Annotated in this window: 14 protein-coding genes; 8 read left to right on the forward strand and 6 right to left on the reverse strand. The window is 58.6% G+C overall.

Features of this window, described 5'->3' with window-relative positions; translation table 11 throughout:
• Positions 1–137: 137 nt before the first annotated feature.
• The 3 genes from KGB14_RS23710 to KGB14_RS23715 form a co-directional block, all read right to left on the reverse strand.
• The gene (locus KGB14_RS23710; protein WP_223489061.1) at positions 138–1,520 is read right to left on the reverse strand and encodes a carbohydrate porin; all 1,383 of its coding nucleotides are present in this window, start codon (positions 1,518–1,520) and stop codon (positions 138–140) included.
• A gap of 243 nt (positions 1,521–1,763) precedes the next feature.
• Positions 1,764–1,895 (reverse strand): FAD-dependent oxidoreductase, encoded by a 132-nt coding sequence (locus tag KGB14_RS28500; RefSeq protein ID WP_263294733.1) that lies wholly within the window; start codon positions 1,893–1,895, stop codon positions 1,764–1,766.
• On the reverse strand, positions 1,892–3,097 hold the full coding sequence (locus tag KGB14_RS23715; protein ID WP_223489062.1) for a benzoate/H(+) symporter BenE family transporter: 1,206 nt from the start codon (positions 3,095–3,097) through the stop codon (positions 1,892–1,894). Before KGB14_RS23715 ends, KGB14_RS28500 begins: the two co-directional genes overlap by 4 nt.
• A 349-nt stretch (positions 3,098–3,446) precedes the next feature.
• On the opposite strand from KGB14_RS23715, the gene KGB14_RS23720 reads away from it, so the two are divergent.
• From KGB14_RS23720 to KGB14_RS23730, 3 genes are all read left to right on the forward strand, one after another.
• Positions 3,447–4,835 carry a PLP-dependent aminotransferase family protein gene (locus KGB14_RS23720; protein WP_223489063.1) on the forward strand — a complete coding sequence of 463 codons (1,389 nt, stop codon included), beginning with the start codon at positions 3,447–3,449 and terminating at the stop codon, positions 4,833–4,835.
• 163 nt (positions 4,836–4,998) lie between these two features.
• Positions 4,999–5,229 (forward strand): VF530 family DNA-binding protein, encoded by a 231-nt coding sequence (locus KGB14_RS23725; RefSeq protein ID WP_007941719.1) that lies wholly within the window; start codon positions 4,999–5,001, stop codon positions 5,227–5,229.
• A 2-nt stretch (positions 5,230–5,231) separates the two neighbouring features.
• A complete protein-coding gene (locus KGB14_RS23730; RefSeq protein WP_223489064.1) occupies positions 5,232–5,882 on the forward strand; it encodes a Pr6Pr family membrane protein in 651 nt (216 codons plus the stop codon).
• Positions 5,883–6,008: 126 nt separating this feature from the next.
• Here the strand turns inward: KGB14_RS23730 and KGB14_RS23735 are convergent, their stop codons facing one another.
• Positions 6,009–6,800: a siderophore-interacting protein gene (locus KGB14_RS23735; RefSeq protein WP_223489065.1), complete on the reverse strand. Its 792-nt coding sequence runs from the start codon at positions 6,798–6,800 to the stop codon at positions 6,009–6,011.
• Entirely contained in the window at positions 6,797–7,378 is a 582-nt protein-coding gene (locus KGB14_RS23740) for a PadR family transcriptional regulator (protein ID WP_223489066.1), read from the reverse strand. The genes KGB14_RS23735 and KGB14_RS23740 overlap by 4 nt, the downstream gene beginning before the upstream one ends.
• Before the next feature lie 525 nt (positions 7,379–7,903).
• Here KGB14_RS23740 and KGB14_RS23745 point away from each other — a divergent pair.
• The 5 genes from KGB14_RS23745 to KGB14_RS23765 all read left to right on the forward strand — a co-directional run bounded on the left by KGB14_RS23745 (position 7,904) and on the right by KGB14_RS23765 (position 13,547).
• A complete protein-coding gene (locus KGB14_RS23745) occupies positions 7,904–8,383 on the forward strand; it encodes a CS1 type fimbrial major subunit (protein ID WP_223489067.1) in 480 nt (159 codons plus the stop codon).
• 109 nt (positions 8,384–8,492) lie between these two features.
• Positions 8,493–11,015: a TcfC E-set like domain-containing protein gene (locus KGB14_RS23750; protein ID WP_223489068.1), complete on the forward strand. Its 2,523-nt coding sequence runs from the start codon at positions 8,493–8,495 to the stop codon at positions 11,013–11,015.
• A gap of 4 nt (positions 11,016–11,019) precedes the next feature.
• Positions 11,020–12,225, forward strand: a complete 1,206-nt coding sequence (locus KGB14_RS23755; protein WP_223489164.1) for a hypothetical protein — start codon at positions 11,020–11,022, stop codon at positions 12,223–12,225.
• A gap of 44 nt (positions 12,226–12,269) precedes the next feature.
• On the forward strand, positions 12,270–13,013 hold the full coding sequence (locus tag KGB14_RS23760; protein WP_223489069.1) for a molecular chaperone: 744 nt from the start codon (positions 12,270–12,272) through the stop codon (positions 13,011–13,013).
• Between the two features lie 33 nt (positions 13,014–13,046).
• Positions 13,047–13,547 (forward strand): CS1 type fimbrial major subunit, encoded by a 501-nt coding sequence (locus KGB14_RS23765; protein ID WP_223489070.1) that lies wholly within the window; start codon positions 13,047–13,049, stop codon positions 13,545–13,547.
• Between the two features lie 21 nt (positions 13,548–13,568).
• Here the strand turns inward: KGB14_RS23765 and KGB14_RS23770 are convergent, their stop codons facing one another.
• Positions 13,569–18,485 (reverse strand): NEL-type E3 ubiquitin ligase domain-containing protein, encoded by a 4,917-nt coding sequence (locus KGB14_RS23770; protein ID WP_223489071.1) that lies wholly within the window; start codon positions 18,483–18,485, stop codon positions 13,569–13,571.
• Position 18,486 lies beyond the last annotated feature (1 nt).

Raw genomic sequence — 18,486 nt, forward strand, 5'->3', positions numbered from 1 at the left:
CATGGTTCAGGTTAAAAAGTGTTCAGTTGATGCGGTCCTTGTGGGAGCGAGCCTGCTCGCGATGGCGGCTCAGCATTGATGTCGACTGACATACCGCCATCGCGAGCAGGCTCGCTCCCACAGGTTTTGCATCAGTCTTAAAAGGACGACTGGATCTTGATCCCGCCAATCAGTGCGTCATCGACCTTGTCCACGCCACCGGGGTGGCGGATGTATTGCAGGTTCGGGCGCACGGTCAGCCAGTTCGTGACGTGCACGCCGTAATAGAGCTCGGCGCTGTATTCGGTGTCTTGCGGTGGCAGGAACGACGGGTCGTCGAAGTCCTGGACGGCGCGGGCCTGGTTGGTCGCTTCGGCGTTCTTGCGGTAGGCCGGGTTGACGTGGACACGGGCCAGGGCAAAACCGATGTCGTCCTTGGTGCGAGCATCGAACAAGCCTTTGTAGACGGCGCCGGCCTGGACATAGTTGTCGATAGCGTTGGTCTTTTTGTCGTGCATCGTGCCGTTGGCGAACACGCTCAGGCCCCGAGAGTTGTCACTGGCACGGCTGGTCAGCTGCTGCTGCACGCCCAGCCACACGCCATGCTTGCTCGATGCGCTGCGGTACGCCTCGCCGCTCAGGGCTGCCGGCTGGCCGTTGCTGTCCTTGTAGACATCGGTGGCTTTGGCGCTGCTGTAGTAGTAACCGGCACGGTATTCACCCGGCAGGCCATTGAGCTTCGGGGTCCAGACCAGTTCCACCGGCAGGATCGCGCCCTGAGTGCCGCTGCCACTGAGCTTGAAGCCGTTGTTGCGATCCAGATTGGACGGGTTTTGCTCGTAAGCCCCGACTTGCGCGTAGAGCTCCGGCGTCAGGTGATATTTGACGCGCATTGCCCATTGGCTGACCGGCCAGTTGTACCAGATGCCGCCCACCCAGTTGCCGACCTGGGAACCGCAGAACGCCAGGTTCTGGAAGTCGCAAGGAAAGCTGTTGAAGTCTTCGCCCTCGCCGAAGCGGCCGACTTTGATATCGAGTTTCTGATCGAAGAATTTCTGCTGATACCACATCTGCGTCAGGCGCCAGGTCTGGCCGCGGCCCCAGACTTCCTGAGCCGAGGTGAAACCGCCGACACGCGGATCGTTGATCCGGTCGTTGCTGATGTTGTTGCCGTTGCGTTCGGTGATGGTCAGCTGAAATTCAGCGTCGTCCCAGCCGAGAATCTTCTGCAAGTCCAGATGGCTGCCAAAGCCGAACTGGTCGCTGTAGCGAGCGGTGCGGTCATGGTCGTAGCCGCCGTGCAGGTTGCTGCCCATTTCACCGGTGTAATCGACCTTGAAGTCGTAGCCCTTTTCCGAAAGTTCGGTGCGCGTGCCGTTCCAGTCGCCGAGCATCCACGGTGAATCGCTATCGAAGGCCGGCGCAGCCTGGGTGCAGGTGGCGAGGCTCAATGCGGTGAACCCACCGATCAGGTTCAGGGCTTTTCGACTGGCCACAGGGAGTAAGACAGCGCTGTCTCGCGGAGTTTGAAAATCAGGCATAGAGAAGGAATTCTTGATCTTTTTCTAAAGGGGATGAGCTGAACGCAGCAGGAATGCAGCAGGGGAGAAGCGTTTCAGCTGGACGGGCGTAAGGATAATGTTCTGTAACACATAGAGAAAGGGCTTTTACTGACATGGATCATTTCGGATTTGGTAACAGTCGGCTGCGACCGGTCGCCGCAGTGCCAGGTGGTGCCAAAAAAAGGCGGACTTAAGCGTCCGCCCGCTTATGTTTCAGTGCCGTTAATTCAACAGATAGACCGGGAAGCATTCACACAAATGCATCACCCGTCGGCGGAGAGCCGCCAGTTCATAGGCAACGGATACCCCCGCAATCCCGCCGCCGACCACAATGAAGTCGTAACGAGCGGTCATGGTCGGCTGCCCTCGGCGACGGCACTGGCTTTGCTTTCCCGGGTGTAGGTCAGTACGAAATGGGCCACGAGCCCGAAGATCAGCCCCCAGAATGCAGCGGCCAGCCCCAGGAAACTCATGCCCGAGGCGGTGACCAGGAAGGTGATCAGGGCCGCTTCACGTTGTTTCTCGTCAGCCATGGCGCCGGTCAGCCCGGCGCTGATCGCCCCGAACAGGGCCAGGCCGGCGAGGGAGGCAATCAGCTCTTTGGGCAAGGCAGAAAACACCGAAGCCAGGGTCGCGCCGAAGGTGCCCATCAGAATGTAGAACACCCCGCAGGCGATCCCGGCGATGTAACGCTTGTCGCGATCTTCATGGGCTTCGCGGCCGGTGCAGATCGCGGCGGTAATGGCCGCGAGATTGAGACCATGGGAGCCGAATGGTGCCATCAAAATTGAACCGATGGCCGTGACCGAAATGATCGAGCGCGCCGGGGTGTTGTAACCCGAGGTGCGCATCACCGCCATGCCCGGCACGTACTGCCCGGTCAAGGTGACCAGGGCCAGCGGCAGGCCGATATTGATGATCGCGTGCCAGCTCCATTGCGGGGCGATGAAGATCGGGTGGGCGACATCGATGGTGATCGAACCTGTGTTGAGTTCACCGGACGAGGCGGCCACGGCGCCGCCGACAATCAATACCGACAGGATGGCGTAGCGCGGTGAAAAGCGTTTGAAGATCAGGTAGGCCGCGATCATCGACAGCACCAGCGCCGGCTGCAGCTTGATCGAGGTGAAGAGTTCGGCGCCGAAACGAAACAAAATACCGGCGAGCATGGCGGCGGCGATGGCTTTGGGCAGGCGACTCATCAGTTTGTCGAACGCACCGGACAGGCCGACCACCGCGATAATCACCGAAGCCACCACATAGGCGCCGATGGCCTCGGGCAGGGAGACCGTGGGCAGCATCGACACCAGCAACGCCGCGCCCGGTGTCGACCAGGCCGTAATCACCGGAACCCGCAGACGCCAGCTCAACAACAGGCCGGTCACGCCGCTGCCGATGGAAATGGCCCAGATCCAGGACGACACTTGATCATTGGGCAGGTGTGCCTCCCGGGCCGCCTGAAACACAATGATCAGCGGGCCGGCATAGGAAATGATCACGGCAATGAAGCCTGCGATGATCGCTGACAGGGATAGATCCTTTCTGAGTGTGTCCATGATGTCTCGACTTGGCGTGGCGGGCACGCGGTGGTTCAGGAGTGAGATTGCTTCGATTGCTTCGATTTGTGATGAGTGTATTTGAATGAATTGAGTTGATTCAATAGGCCGGGAACTTGTTAGGGTATGTTTTTTGGCTATCAGTGTTTACTTGTCAGGGTTTTTTTACATAACTATTTGATTGTTAATAAAATAATGTTTTTGAAGAAAGTTTGTTGTGAGAGGTGTTGCTCGAATCAATCGCGGCATCAATCGAATCAATTTATGGATTGAGTCGATTTATTAGTTGCCTAACCTCCATGTGATATTCTCGGGTATTCATCATTTCTACGATGGGTAGCGATCATTCATGTGGGTTCCTCAGCTAAGCGAGTTCAGCCAGCCGATGTATTTGTCGATTGCCGACGCGTTGGCGCGCGATATCAGCAACGGCGTGTTGAACGAAGGTGATCGTTTGCCGACCCTGCGCGAGCTGGCCACCACGCTGAATGTCACGCCGGGGACCATCAGCCGGGCCTATAGCGAAGCCCAACGACGGCGTCTGGTGCAGGGGGAAGTAGGGCGTGGCACTTATGTGCTCAACCAGCAGCAACTGGAACTGCCGGCCAGCAACAGTGCCGCCCCACTGAATCTGGGGCAGTCCGAATTATTGGATCTTTCGATCATCAAGCCTTACAGCGAAACGCTGGAGTACTGGTTGCGCGACGCGTTGGTGGGCATGGCCAAGAGCACGGATTTTGCCCGTGCCCTCGATTACGCCCCCGATGGCGGACATCCAGCTCATCGCGAGGCAGGCGCGCAATGGCTGCGCCATTCGTTGCCCGATGCACAATGGCAGCAAGTGGTGATCACCGCCGGCGCACAGCATGGTTTGATGGTCGCGATGAGTGCGTTGACCAACGCCGGTGATCTGGTGCTCTGCGAGGCGCTTTGCTACCCCGGCATCATTTCCCTGGCCCATGGACTGGAACGACGTCTGCGTGGCGTGCCAATGGACGATGAAGGGATCATTCCCGAAGCGCTGCGCGAACTGTGCCAGCGCGAGAAACCGGCGATGCTGGTCTGCGTGGCGACCTGTCAGAACCCGACGGCCGCGATCATGTCGCAAAAACGTCGGGCGCAAATCGCGGCGTTGGCCGAGGAGTTCGACTTCATCATCCTGGACGATGACATCTACGGTTTCCTGGCCACTGACCCGTCGATCAAACCGCTGTCGGCGTTTGCCCCGGATCGTTCGGTGTACCTGACCAGTCTGTCGAAGTCGATCATGCCGGCCTTGCGGATTGGCTATCTTTATAGCCCGCCGAAACTGCTGTCGCGTCTGACCTCCATGGTGCGCAGCAGCGTCTGGATGCCGTCGCCATTGACCGCTCAATTGGCCAGCAATGTGATCACGCAGGGGTTGGATAAAAAGCTGATCCGCATTCAGCGCAACGAAGCCGCCGGACGGCAGGCGATCGCTCAGGAAATCTTCGCCAATGTCGAACTCAAGACCCAGCCGTACTCCTACCATGTCTGGTTGACGCTGCCCGAGCCTTGGACCAGCGACGAATTCGCCATGCTGGCCCGTGCCAATGGTGTGTTGGTCCTCAGTGGCACCCAGTTCCAGGCCGAACGTAGCGGAAATACCCGCTGTGTGCGATTGGTGTTGATGTCGCCCACCAGCCAGGACGAATTGAGGTTTGCCCTGACCAAGCTGGCCAGCCTGATCGATTCGGACCCGCGACGTTATTACTGAGCCGACGGCGCTATCGCCTGACGTTTGTCCCTCAGATGATGGCCAACTCACCTACAGTTAATTCAGCCTCTGACGAATGCCTTTTTTCCGGGGCCCTTCCACCGCACGAAGGCCTCGGCTAAGGTGCGCGGCTTCCAATCCTTTCATCGCTCGAAGGCCCGGCATGACCGAACAGAACACCAACCCCCTGCACGGCGTGACGCTGGAGCAAATCCTCAACGCCCTGGTTGAACACTACGAATGGTCGGGGCTGGCCGAGCGCATCGATATCCGCTGCTTCAAGAGCGACCCCAGCATCAAGTCGAGCCTGACGTTCCTGCGCAAAACCCCATGGGCGCGGGAGAAGGTCGAACGCTTGTACGTGAAGCTGATGCGCACCAAGCGACCGGTCTGAGCATGCTCATACCCTCGACGCCAGGTTCTGCCGCGAGGCGTCGTTGTGTTGCCGTGGCTGCGGTTTTGGGCTGGGCCGGTTTAAGCATTCAGATGTACCTGATTCTTTACTCACGCTGGAGTATTGCGGCCAGTCTGCTGGGTGGGCTGGTGAGTTTCTTCAGCTTTTTTACCGTGCTGACCAATACGCTGGTGGCGGTGGTGCTGACCTGTGAACTGACGTCCCGTGAGTCTGCGGCGCGACGCTGGTTTTTGCTGCCGTGGGTAAGCAGTGCAATTGCGGTGAGCATCGCCGTGGTCGGTTTGGCGTACAGCCTGTTGTTACGCCATTTGTGGCATCCCGAAGGCTGGCAATGGCTGGCCGATGAACTGATGCATGACGTCATGCCGCTGCTGTTTCTGGCTTATTGGTGGTGCTGTGTGCCCAAAGGTACGTTGCGGGTGCGGCACATTGCGGTGTGGGTGATCTATCCGCTGGTGTACTTCGGCTATACGTTATGGCGCGGGCATCTGCTGGCGGTTTATCCCTATCCGTTCATTGATGTCGACAAGTTGGGTTATCCACAGGTGTTCATCAATGCCGGCGGGTTGTTGGCGGGGTTTGTGGTGATTGCGCTGGTGATGATTGGGTTGGATCGGCGTTTTCGCCATTAATAAATATTTGTTGAAGGTCAAAAGATCGCAGCCTGCGGCAGCTCCTACGGGAATCATGTACACCCGTGAATCATCGGGCGAACACAAATCCTGTAGGAGCTGCCGAAGGCTGCGATCTTTTAAGGCTTATTCCTCGTCGCGGTCATCCAGCCGCCAATAGCCGACGGCTTTGACGAACTGTTCGTTCAAGCCGTGCTCATCGAGCAATACCCGACGAATCTGCCGCGACACCTTGGACTCAGTCGCCACCCACGCGTACAGATTGCCAGCGGGCACCTTGATCTGCTGCACGGTGGTCAGCAGGTTATTCCTGCCTCCTTCACGCAACACCCAGATCACATCGACCTGGGCTGCGCTTTCCAGGCGTTGTTGTTCGGCGCCGTTTTCCACTTCCACGATCACCAGCGCACGCCGATTGGCGGCCAGGCCTTCGAGGCGGCGGGTGATGGCGGGCAGGGCGGTTTCGTCGCCGATCAGCAGGTAGCTGTCGAAGATGTCCGGCACGATCATCGAGCCCCGAGGCCCGCCGATGTGCAGAAACTGGCCGGGTTTGGCCTGCTCGGCCCAGGTCGAAGCAGGGCCATCGCCGTGCAGCACAAAATCGATGTCCAGCTCCAGCGTGTTCAGGTCATAACGACGAGGCGTGTAGTCGCGCATCGCCGGCATCGGCCCGTTGTCTTTGCCTGCCCCGAGTACCAGGGTTTCCAGTGCCGCTTGCTCTGCTGCGTTTTGCGGGAACAACAGTTTGACGTGGTCATCCGTTCCGAGGCTGACAAAGCCAGTCAGCTCTGGGCCACCCAGGGTAATCCGGCGCATGCGCGGGGTCAGGTCGACCACCCGCAGCACTTGCAGACGACGACGTTTGATCTCGTGGCTGACACGATGAATGGAGGGCGATTGCAGGATAACGTCGGTCATTCGGCTTTCTCCGAAGTGGGTTGAACGACAGGGCCGTCGACGATGGCTTTGGCCGTGTTGTTGAGCAGGTCGCGTACCCGCAGGATTTCTTCCGGGCTCCAGCGGCCATGGTGCATTTGCAGGGCATGGCGCAGGTTGTGCACCGCTTCGTGAATTTCGGCCGGCCGGTCATGGCCGCGTAATGAGCGCTTGCTGACTTCGATGCGCGTGCGCACGCCGTCCAGGGCAATCGCCTGTTCACTTAAAGACAGACGTCCGGCGTCGGTGATTGTGTAGCGTTTTTTCCCGCCCTCGGCATCGCCCAGGATCATTTCGCTTTCTTCAAGGAAGGTCAGGGTCGGGTAGATCACGCCGGGGCTGGGGCTGTAGGCGCCGTCGAACATGTTTTCGATCTGGCGGATCAGGTCATAGCCATGGCACGGCTGCTCGGCGATCAGCGCCAGCAGCAGTAATTTCAGGTCGCCAGGGGCGAACACCCGTGGCCCGCGTCCACCGCGTTCGCGGCCAGGTCCCGGGCGTTTCTCGAAGCCGTCGCGGCCGTCACCGTGTTCGCGGTGGGGGGAATGATGGTCTCTCATTTCTGCTTGCTCTCGTCGTGTTTAGATACAACTTAAGATATATCTTTACGGCTAGGCAAGCCCCTCAGACCAATGGTCAAAAAAGATTCCGGCAGTGGGGGCTTCGAGATAACGCATGAAAAATCCATTTCTATCGAAAAAATAACGATTTTTATTCAGATGGAAACATCAAAATTAGTATTAACTCTCTAATTATCCGGTTTGCTCCTTTATAAACGGGTCGTGTGGTATCGATCTTACAGAAGTTGGTTTAATCCGGATTGTCGGTTATGACGGAGTTTATGTTGTTTGTAGTCTGTCTCTTACAGTCGGTCAGCGATTTTATTGTTATTTCAGGTTTTTTCTTTCCAAGGTAATGGTGCTCTGGCTACATGTTTGTCGGAACTTGCCTGCTTACTTTCCAGAACGATTGCTTGATCATTCTTCGGCGTTGAAAGTTCCGAAGAACACATGGCTGCTCGTGACGGTTTTTGTTCTGCTGGAACTTTCAGTGACTCGATCCTTTATAAATACAGGTACTGAACGATGTTCAAGAAATTCGCGATTGCTGCTCCATTGGCTGTTCTGGCACTGGGTTCTTCCATGGCTTTCGGCGCGGGCGAAGCTCGTCACTCCATCAGCCTCATCGCCCACGTACCTACCAACGGTTTCTACGTGGTGCCGACCGACCCTGACCTGGTCAACAAGGACCAGGACATGAGCTATCAGCCGACCACCGGCAAGATGGGTGAAGTCAACGGCTTCTTCGACGTGCGCAACAACAACGGCTCGGTTCACGCCAGCCTGGAAAGTTTGCCGAAGCTGATCGCCGGCGCCGAAGCGATCGATCTGCAAGTCTCGTTCAACAACAAAGTGCTGACCCTGACACCGCAAATGGTTGTGGGGGAGGCTGAGTCTGATGTGAACTTCCGTGCACCGCTGAACATTAAGGCAGTGGGTACCAATTTCCAGCCGGGTGATTACACCGGTGCCGTAGCAATGATCTTTGATGCTGTCACCCCTTGATCAAACGATCAGGCACTAAGCGCTAACTTTTTCAAGTAGCGTTCTCCGGCGGATACCCAGCAGGGCTGTCCGCCGGACTTCAACTTGTCCGTAATCAGAGTACGAGTTCATGTTCCCGATGACACCCATCGCGGCCGCGCTTGCGCTGTTGTTTTGTGCCAGCGCGGTGGCGGCTCCTGTTTCCGTCGGTACGACACCACGAAGTTTGTTGGCTCAGGCCAAAGGTTTGCCGGCCGATTTCGAGGAGCATTTTTTTGATGTGCCTCTGGCGGTGCGGGTCGAACTGGATCAGCAACCCCTGGGGGAGGCCATGGTGGTGTTGTCCCGTGATGATCGCGTGACCCTGCTCGAATTCACTGACACCAGCGAGAACCGCTACGGCCCGGCCGAGCGGGAAAAATGGGCCAGTTATCTCAAACCTGGCGTGGCGCTGGGCACCTGCACCGGTTCCTGCCCGGACCAAGTGTTGGCGGTGCATTACAACCTGGAAAATTCGTTGGTCTCTATCCTCACCGAAAACGCTGAGCGCGACCTCGAAGCCAAGCGGTACTTCGATCAACCCCTGGACGGCAGCAGCGGCCTGATGGTGCGCAATCAGCTCAATCTCAATGGCGGTCAGGATCAGGATCTGGGCGGGCGCTTTGGCCTTGAGGCCAGTGGCAGCCTGGGTAACTGGAGCCAGACGTTCAACATGCAACTGGCCCGCCTCGGCGGTCCGGATGACAAGCTTTACCATGCGATACACGAGCTTTACACCCAGCGCGAACTGCAAGGCAGTTTCGTCCGCCTGGGCTATTTCACCCCCAATTCCGAAGGGCTGACCCGCCAGCCGCGTACGTTCGGCACCAGCCCCGACACGGCCGTCGGCGTCATGTACGGCAGCTCCGACAGCCTGGCCATCAACAGTCCCATGCCCAGCGTCTATCCGATTTATGTCACGGCCAATCGCCAGGGCTCGGTGGAGATCTATCGCGACGGCCTGTTGATCAATACCCAATCGGTACCCGCCGGTTTGCAGACGCTCGACACCCGACCGCTGCCCGGCGGGATCTACGAAGTGGAGGTGCGGCTGATCGAAGACGGCCAGATCACGTCCACCACCCAGGAACTGGTCTACAAACCCAACAACTGGCGCAATCTTGACGAGCGCTGGCGCTACAACCTGTTCGCCGGTGAAGAAAGCAAACTGCTCAGTAACTGGGATCAACAGGCCAGCGGCAGTACGACGGCGGGGGCCTCGATCAATTACCTGCTGCATCCGCGGGTGATTGTCGGGGCGTCGGCGCGGCAGATTCGCGAAAAAATGCAGTTAGGCACGTCCATCGACTGGACCCTGGCCAATCACATCAGCCTGTACGCCAACGTTTACCAGACGCAGGATCACGGCACCGGCCTGGATCTGCAGAGCCTTTATAACTATGGCGCCGGCAGCCTGGTGATCAGCCACAACCGCAGTTGGCTGGACACCACCAATCTGTACGACACCTTGCCGGATGGCACGCGCGTCCGTCAGCAGAATGTTTTTGTCGGCGAGACCAGCAACTCGTCCCTGGCGCTCAACCATCGGATCAGCAGCAAGAGTTCAATCAACGCCCGTGTGGCCCACAGCGAAGGCAATGTCGAAGGCGTCGGTCTGGACCTGGGCTGGAACCAGCGCACTGTGCTGTTCGGCAGCGATGCCAACTGGCGCTTGTCGCTGTTCGATCGGCCCGGCAGTTTCAGCAGCGGCGAGGCGCGCAATCGCGGCGTTGATTTGAGCATCAACGTGGCGCTGGGTGCGCCGGGCCAGCAGATCACCGGCAGCATCGGCTCGCGCACCGCCCGCGATGGCGGCCGCGACAACAACGCCTCCCTCGGTTGGCGCAAGGACCTCAAAGATCATGTGTTGCAGAACGTCTCGGTGACTGCACTGACCGACACCTATGGCGTGGGCGTGTCCAGCCTGGCGAACTTTCGCACTGATGCGATCAACGGCGACGGTTTCATCCAGCGCTCGTCCTACAACGGCAACCTCACCGGTGGCCTGAACATGGACAGCACCCTGATCGTCGGCGGTCGGCATATGGTGCTGACCAGCCGGCATGACATGCGTGGCGCGGGGATGATCGTCGATGTGGAATCGGACATCGATGACATCGCGTTACGCGCGGACGACTACAGCGGCGGCAGCGCGGCGTTGCGGCCGGGGCGCAATTTCATCCCGATTACCGCCTACCAGAACAGCTCGGTGAGTTTCGATTTCGAAGGCAACAGCGTGCCTGCCGCCACGATCGAGCCGGCGCGCACGCGCTATCACCTGAACAAGGGCGGGGTGGAGTATCGCAAGGTCCGGGTGATGAAGACCCTGACCGTGCTTGGCCGACTGGTCAATGCGCAGGGTCTGCCGCTCAAGGGCCACCACGTGATCAACCACGCCAGTCGTGGGGTGACCGAAGTCGATGGCTTCTTCTCGATGGAAATGAACGCCGGGTCGCCGACCCTGGAAGTGCGTCAGGGCAGCCAGCTGCTGTGCCAGTTCCGTCTCGATGCCAGTCGGCATCGCAATGAAAACAATGTGTTGATGATCGGCGATCTGCGGTGCACGCCGGACACCCTGGCCGACGTCACGTCGACCGAGCAAAAGGCGGGTTGAGATGATGAACAAATCAAAGTGTTGGCTAGGGCTGCTGGCCGTGTTGACGGTGCCCTCGGCAGAGGCGGTAAACCGCGAGATCAGGGCGTTATTTCAGCCGGATCCTTCGCAACCAAACAACAATACATTTATTAATAAAACGCCCAACAGCGGCTATTGCGCGAGTTATCCGGATCAATGCGCTGATAACCAGACGTTCAGTATTCAGGTTCCGGTGCGTTTCAACTCAAATGGGCCGATCGACTACGGCATTGCGATGAAAGTGCCCGCCAATTGGCGACAACTGACGATTACCAACCCGGCGACGCAAGAAACGGAAATTGTCGAGGTTCGCATTACCGGATTTGGCTCCGACTACGTTCTGAGCGACTCAGCCGCCAACCTGACCGGCGAGACGGATAACCTCGCCGGTCATCAAAAGCTATGGACCACCAGCAGTTGGGTCAATGCCTCACCTCCCTGCCAGTACAGCGGGGTAGGGATGTACACGGCGAATACATACCGGTTTTTCTGGAAGGCTCCGGTGGAGGCCTACTGTTTCAAGTTGGCCGCTTTCCCGATCCCGTGGATGTACTTCGACACCTTCGACTTTGCCTACGAACTGCGTACGCCCAACCCTTTGGGCATGTCCAGTGGACTCTACACCGGTTCGCTGACGTACGCTCTTGGCAGCAGCGGGGATTTCGACTTCGGCCCCTATATGAAGCCGGATGACAGCACCCTGACCCTGGACTTCGTGCTGGACGTGCAGCACACCCTGAAAGTCGATCTGCCACCGGGCGGCAACAAGGTTGCGCTGGAGCCGGAGGGCGGCTGGCAGACGTGGATCAACGGTGGCCCCAAACCCCGAAGGATCTTTCGCGATCAGACGTTCTTCATCTCGGCGTCGTCGCGCTTCAAAGTCATGATGCAGTGTCAGGACTCGCTCGGTGGCGAACGCTGCCGAATGTTTGGCGGGGGCAATGTCACTGACGTGACGACCCGCATGACCTTGCCAGCCGGGATCACTTACAACGGCACGCCCGTGAATCGTTTCCCGTTACGCCATGAAGTCTGGACCGAAGCCTTCCAGCCCAGTCAGTACGTGGATCGTCAAGTCGGCGTGTTGCATTTCGAGATCCCCAGCGATGCGATCGATCGGCTGCTCCAGCCCGGAGTCGGCGCTTCGCTCTACACCAACATCACCATCATCTGGGACTCGGAGGTTTGAGCGCCCGGGTTGCCCATTTCCACATTTCTGCAGGATAGAAGACGATGAATCGTGTGTTTGCAATATGGCTGCTCAGCCTGTCCTGCGGCCTGGCGCAGGCGGGGCCGCAAATCAATGTTGGCACTGTGTATGACTATCTGGACGGCAAAAGCAGTACCTACCTCAAACGGGTTTTCAACAGTGGCGATGCCACAGCCTTCGTCAAGGTCAACGTGCTGGAAATCCTCTACGACGCTGACGGCACAACGCGGGAGGTGCCGGTCGAAACCGCTGCCGACGGCGCTTCGCGCAATGGCGTGATGGCGAGCCCGGCGCGACTGATCGTGCCCGCGCAGGGCATGCAGGGCGCACGTTTGTTGTTCATGGGCGAGCGTGACCGTGAACGCTACTTTCGTGTGCGTTTCGTGCCCGTGGTGCCGGAAAAGGAAGATGAGTTTCTGGTCAGCAGTGAAGAGCGTGAAGACTACAAGAAGACCTTGTCGGCCGGGGTCAATGTGATGACCGGCTTCGGCACGATCTTTTTCGTGCGGCCCGCCAACGCCCGATTCGACACCGCCATCAGCGAAACCGCGAGCCGTTATGAGCTCGTCAACAACGGCAACACCGTGATCGTGGTCGATGAGTTCAAGAGCTGTTCGGTGACCGAGGAGACCGACTGCGGCGCGACCACCAAGCACCATGTGCTGGCGGGCAAGTCGTTCGGCTTCGATAAAGAGAAGGGGCGTGAATATCGTTTCAATCTGGTTGAGGGCGACCAGAAGAAAGCCTTCACGGTCGCGAGCCGATAGGCCCGCGCTCCATTGACTTAGCGGGTAGTGAACATGATCAAACAATGCACCCTCATCGCGCTGGTGGCGAGCACCGTATTGACGGGGTCGCTGGCGTGGGCGGCTCGGGAACAGCATACCTTCGAGGTGTCGCTGACGGTCCCGACCCGCTCGTTTTACGTCGTACCCACCGACCCGAGCTGGATTCATCAGACCCAGGAGCTTCATTGGGATTACCCCAGCTCATCCCTGGGCTCTTTGCGCAAATATTTTGATGTATTGCACAGCACCAGCGCGATCCAGGCACGTCTGGAAACCACTCCCTACCTGTCGAACGGCAGGGCGGGCGAGGAGATCGTGCTGCGAGTCAGCTTCAACGGGGTGCTGTTGAGCACTCAAATCACTCCCCAGGACGTGGTGTCGCAAGCCGATGCGGCAGTGGGTGTGCGGGCATTGCTTGAGATCGAAGCGCAGGAGCCCGCCGGTGGATACCGGGCGGGCGATTACTACGGCAACGTGCTGTTGCTGTTCAACGCCAAGGCGCCCGGTGCCTGATCAACGTCAGTCGTGTCGGTTTTACAGCCCGTGCTTTTGCAACAAGTCGCGAGTCAGATTGCGACCGTGCTCCAGGCGCTTGTAGGCCAGGTCACTGACTGCTTTCGAGTACTCCTCGTCGGTCAGGGGAATGCCGGCGTCACCGCTGCGTTGGTCTTCGAGCAGGTCCATTTGCTGATTGTGGATTTCATCGTTGACCTCGAATTGATAGGGATAGCGCTCACGCAGGTATTTTTCCCAGAACGGCTGCTCGAGCATGCCATTGACCAGTCCGTCGCCTGCTTCTCTGGCCATCACTGTCTCGAACGCCTGGTCGATGGCGCTATCGCTGACCGCCGCGATGTCCCCGTGCAACAGGTCTTTGGACTGCCAGGGCAGATCAAGGCGCTGCGCCAGCGCGGTTTGATACGCCAGGTAAATCTCGACCTCCTCGGCTCTGCTGGGACGCGACAACGAGTCGGCTCGGGCAATGTCGTTGACCCGGTCCAGTCGTGCGGCGCCTTTGGCCAGTGTCACCAGTTTGGTCTCCAGTTCCAGCGCGGACGTGGAATATGAATACGCCTGGGAGGCGAGCGCCTGTATTCCCATGTTATTGAAGACTTCACTGCCGGCGTCCGCGCAGGTCGTGGGCTCCTCGGCGGTCCGGAACACATTCTCGCGCAACGTCGCATCCAGATCCGCGGCGTCGATCAAGTCCCAGACGCGCCGGGACAACAGTTCACGCGTCATGCCGCCGGTACGGTAGTCGGCGGACTCGGTCAGGCTGTTGATGACCCTGAAGAAGCCTGCCGAATTCGGCTCGCGCATGAGGAAATCCCAGGCTTCGTCGCGGTAGGCGCCCAAACCCGGAGCCTGACTGCCCCATAACGCTGAATCCTGATCGAGCGGCCAGCTGGACCGTGCATCGGCGGCAAGCCGGCTGTAGGCATTACCCTCGGGCAAGCCCACCGATTGGCGGAGATTGAAATAGGTCACGCGATCTACATCGTCAAGATTGCCGACGTCCAGCCGGGTGCGAGCCAGGGTCAGTGCGTTATGCGAACCCGGGACGACCTCCGGGAGGGTCTTGATCGGGTTACCCCGCAAGTCGAGGAAAAATCCCCGGGGCCGATGTTTGGCCGTCAGCCCCTGCGGCCAGGTGTCAATGCCAGTGCGGTTCAGGCTCAGTATTTTGAGGCCGGGCATGCGTTCGATGTTCGGCGCCAGACGCAGCGGGTTGTGATCGAGCCGGATGGTTTGCAGGCGCGTCAGGTTGCGCAACTGTTCCACCGCCTCGGGCGTCAACGTGATGGCGTTGTCGTTCAGACGCAGGGTTTCGAGCAGCGGCATCTTGCCCACGCCCTCCGGCAGGCGGGTCAGGTTGCAGCGGCGGGCACTGAACTGGCGCAACTGAGTAAAGTTTCTCAACAGGCTTCGGGGGCCACTCGAGAAGGTCATGTTGTCCAGGTTCAGCGTGGTGATCTGCTCCAGGTATTTGCCGATATCAGGCAGTTTTTTCCACCAGGCTTCCAGCTTGTGACCGAAGAACTCGGTGGACAGGTCCAGGGCATACCCGCCTTCCAGTTGAGTGCTGCGTGCCCCGAATACCTTGGGCTTTCTCTCAAAGCATTCCACCAGTCGATCGGCGATGTGCCTGACCGCGTCTGGCGCAATGGCAGGCTCATCGGGCAGGGTCAAGGCCATGCGTTCCTTCCACATCTCCAGGGTATTGCGCAGCTCGTTCAGTTCCTGTTCAAGCCCTTTCATCAGCGCCATATGATCGGCCCCGGCCGGCAGGGAACGGACAAACGTATCGATTTCATGTTCGTTCAGATGGGGATACAGATCCGCCACGCGTCGCTCAAGCGTCCTGGGTTGCCTGGACAGCAGGGGGCCGCGCAGAAGGATTTGGGTTTCGCGCACCGGTACCGGGCGGATCGAAGGTTCCAGCAACAAGGTGCGGCGTTGCGCCGGTGTTTGTGTGTTGGTCATCAGCCATTGCTTGAAATCGCGTCCCTGGCCTGGCTGAAAACCCAGGTCCTGTCGCGCACGCTCGGGCAGTGCCCGCAGGATCGACTCGTACAGGTTATCGGCTTCGAAGAGTTTGTGATGGTCGTTGTCGCGAACCTCGTAGCGGCCAAACTCGTCACGTATCAGCAATCGCACATTGCTGGTGTTGACGGGGCCGGCGCTGCAGCGCAAGGGGCCGTCGAACGTGCCATTGAGTATTTCCATGCGCAGATCGTTGTAGAGATCGCTGCGCAAACCCAACGCGTTCAATGCCAGGCGCTCGGTGTCGGGCGTCAGCAGCTCTGGCTGGTAAAGGCCTTCGCAGGCCCGGTTTGCGCGGGTTTCAAAGGCGCATTCTCGAGCCTGGTCCCTGAGGCTCGACGACAACCGTTGTTGCTCATCGAGGGTATCGAGTTCAGATTTTGAAGCGTAGGCCACCAGGCGCTCGGCAATGGCGCCGGGCAACTCGGGATACTGGCGTTGCAGTTGCAGGATGCGTGGATCGCGGCGCGCTTCCCTGAGGCGATAGGTGTAGTCGCTGATCGCGGCCCGGCGTCCATCGACCGCGTCAGCCAGGCGATCGCGCAATGCCTGGATAGATTGCTCCTTGGGCAATCTTGAACCGACCAGACGCTCAAGTTGTGCCTCATCGAGAAAATCGACGACCTTGTCCGGCAGCTTGCCGTCCATGACCTGCCCCAGCGTCATGGTCAGCGTCTGGTTCGCGTTGGCGTTGGCGTTGCCATAGGTGCGGGCCATGCCGTTGAAGTCGGCGTTTTGATACACCTTCAAGGCGCACTCGTGCGGCCAGCCGGGCAGGTCGGTGACCATCTGTCCGAACCAGTAGGACGCCGGGTCCATCGGGCGACCCGCACGGACCTGCTGGCCGGCGATGCCCGCGTCATCGAATGCCCGAAAGCGTTTGAGGCTGTCATCGAGCAGCAGTGGCGGCTCGCTGTTTTCGACATGCATGCGGCGCAGGGCATCTTCGTCGGTGCCACTGATCAGGCGGATATTTTCCAGTTGCTCGTCACTGAAGCCATCCGTTTCGTGGCCGAGGCGCTTCATCAATGTCCGGCGATCCCAGCTACGCGGCTCTTCACCTTCAACCGTCCAGGCGCCGCGCCCGTTGTGGTTGAGCTTCGGCGCATAGGCATCAGGACGGGTAGGATGTTCGAGGCGATGCTGTCCGCTGGCGGGCTCCTTCTTCACCACGAATTTCCGCTCGTCGAGTGTCAGCACGTCTTGGCCGGCGTGGCGATGCAGACCCAGTGCGTCAGGGCTGGAGTTCTTGGGTAACGCGAGGTTCTTATGTGCGTAAGGTTGAATGTCCGGGTGCCATAAACGGGGCTCGCCATTGGGCAATTGCACCGGTTTCATGCCATCGATGAATGACGAGGCTTTGAGCGTGAACTCGCCGGCGAGCTGCGCACCCGCTCCGAACGCAATCAACTGGACCACGTCGCAAGTGATACCAACGATGTGTTCAGCCGCTTCCGTCCACAGGCCTTCGGCCAGATCCACGACCCCCTCGACGACATCATGAGTCAACTGATACGCGGTGTAGACCAGCATCAGTTCGCCAAGCCCCGGAACGAATGGCGTCAGGACCAACAAGGCTGCATTGAAAATGTCCGAGGCAATCTTTTTGAAGTTTTCCCACCAGGCCCAGCGCGCGTTGCTGTCCGCGTCGGCGGTCGACACCGCGATAACCCGGGCGTCATTGAGGATTTTGCTCAGCTGTAGCTGATAGACGTGCGTCCACACTGGCGCGGTAATCGGCAGTGCGCTGAATTGCAGCCTGGGATGGTCAATCGCCGTCTCGCGCCACGAGGGACGCGGATCGCCCGGCTCTTTGGCATACCACTTGACGGTGGAGAGACGTTGCTCGAGCCCGGCAAAAAAATGACCGCGTTGTTCATGATCGATGAACTGGCTGAAGAACTGGCGATAGCTGGGCTCGGTGGGGGACTGCTGCTTGTTGTCCCGCAGCTGCCGGGTCAGCGCTTGCACGAATTCGACAGACGAGCCGTATTGCTTGAGCGGGTGCTCGGGGTCATGGGGAACGTAGGCGATCATGGCGGTAGAACGCTGCGCTCGATTGGCGTCCGGGGTGATGAGAAGGATGCCGGTGAGCTTGAGATCCATGATGCCCAGTTCGCAAACCTGCATGGGCTGGTTGTTGAGCTTGAGCTCCCGTTGGCCGGCAATCAGTTCGATGATCAGCGCGAGAGCGTCGAGGCTGATGTCTTTTTTTACAAAGGCCAGGTGCGCCGCCGCGTTAAGTGCGGCTTGCTGACTCTTCTGAACCTGGATTCTCAGCCAGGCATCGGCCACCGGTTCATTGTTCAGCAAGTTACTTTCGAGATGCGCCTTGTATTGCGCACCGATATCCAGGTCGCGACACAGTGCCTGAAACTGACTGACGGTGATTTTCTTTTCGATCGGCGAAACATCGTACACGTCTCGAGGGTCATCGAGTTTGTTAATAAATGTTGAATCGCTTTGATAAGTTTCATTGTAAGCAAAGTTGTGTAATGCGGCGTCGAGTAATGAAACGGTTCGGGCGGTAGAGCCACTTTGCAGATCAATTGTGTACCAAGGCATTTCCTTGGAAGCGTACAATCTTAAATAAGTATTTTTGACATCCACATCCACGTTGTATTGTTCGCGAAGCCTGGCCTTGAGCAACGGCTCGGCGAACGAATAAATGTCCTTGAGCTTGCCCAGTTGTTTGTCGATGTCGTTTTGCGCACTCCAGGCCTGCTTGTTAGCAGCGGCGAGGCGCCTATGATCACTACGTGTCGCTTTGATCATCCAGTCTTCGCGACGCGGTCGAGTGTTTTTCAAGGCAGCACTTCGGGCCAATGACATGTCGGTGAAGACAGTGTCGATGCGCGATTTGATCAAGTTGTAATGCGGTCCTTTGTTATCGATTGTTTCAGTCATC

Origin of the sequence: Pseudomonas sp. A-RE-19 (genome assembly GCF_019956555.1) — a bacterium.
In the GTDB taxonomy this organism is placed as follows: domain Bacteria; phylum Pseudomonadota; class Gammaproteobacteria; order Pseudomonadales; family Pseudomonadaceae; genus Aquipseudomonas.

Bases quoted from the DNA above. Each gene is read 5' to 3' on its own strand.
- KGB14_RS23730 (WP_223489064.1), top strand. From the start codon at position 5,232: ATGCTCATACCCTCGACGCCAGGTTCTGCCGCGAGGCGTCGTTGTGTT.
- KGB14_RS28500 (WP_263294733.1), bottom strand. From the start codon at position 1,895: ATGACCGCTCGTTACGACTTCATTGTGGTCGGCGGCGGGATTGCGGGG.
- KGB14_RS23725 (WP_007941719.1), top strand. From the start codon at position 4,999: ATGACCGAACAGAACACCAACCCCCTGCACGGCGTGACGCTGGAGCAA.
- KGB14_RS23760 (WP_223489069.1), top strand. From the start codon at position 12,270: ATGAATCGTGTGTTTGCAATATGGCTGCTCAGCCTGTCCTGCGGCCTG.
- KGB14_RS23750 (WP_223489068.1), top strand. From the start codon at position 8,493: ATGTTCCCGATGACACCCATCGCGGCCGCGCTTGCGCTGTTGTTTTGT.
- KGB14_RS23735 (WP_223489065.1), bottom strand. From the start codon at position 6,800: ATGACCGACGTTATCCTGCAATCGCCCTCCATTCATCGTGTCAGCCAC.
- KGB14_RS23765 (WP_223489070.1), top strand. From the start codon at position 13,047: ATGATCAAACAATGCACCCTCATCGCGCTGGTGGCGAGCACCGTATTG.
- KGB14_RS23740 (WP_223489066.1), bottom strand. From the start codon at position 7,378: ATGAGAGACCATCATTCCCCCCACCGCGAACACGGTGACGGCCGCGAC.
- KGB14_RS23720 (WP_223489063.1), top strand. From the start codon at position 3,447: ATGTGGGTTCCTCAGCTAAGCGAGTTCAGCCAGCCGATGTATTTGTCG.
- KGB14_RS23755 (WP_223489164.1), top strand. From the start codon at position 11,020: ATGAACAAATCAAAGTGTTGGCTAGGGCTGCTGGCCGTGTTGACGGTG.
- KGB14_RS23745 (WP_223489067.1), top strand. From the start codon at position 7,904: ATGTTCAAGAAATTCGCGATTGCTGCTCCATTGGCTGTTCTGGCACTG.
- KGB14_RS23715 (WP_223489062.1), bottom strand. From the start codon at position 3,097: ATGGACACACTCAGAAAGGATCTATCCCTGTCAGCGATCATCGCAGGC.
- KGB14_RS23710 (WP_223489061.1), bottom strand. From the start codon at position 1,520: ATGCCTGATTTTCAAACTCCGCGAGACAGCGCTGTCTTACTCCCTGTG.
- KGB14_RS23770 (WP_223489071.1), bottom strand. From the start codon at position 18,485: ATGACTGAAACAATCGATAACAAAGGACCGCATTACAACTTGATCAAA.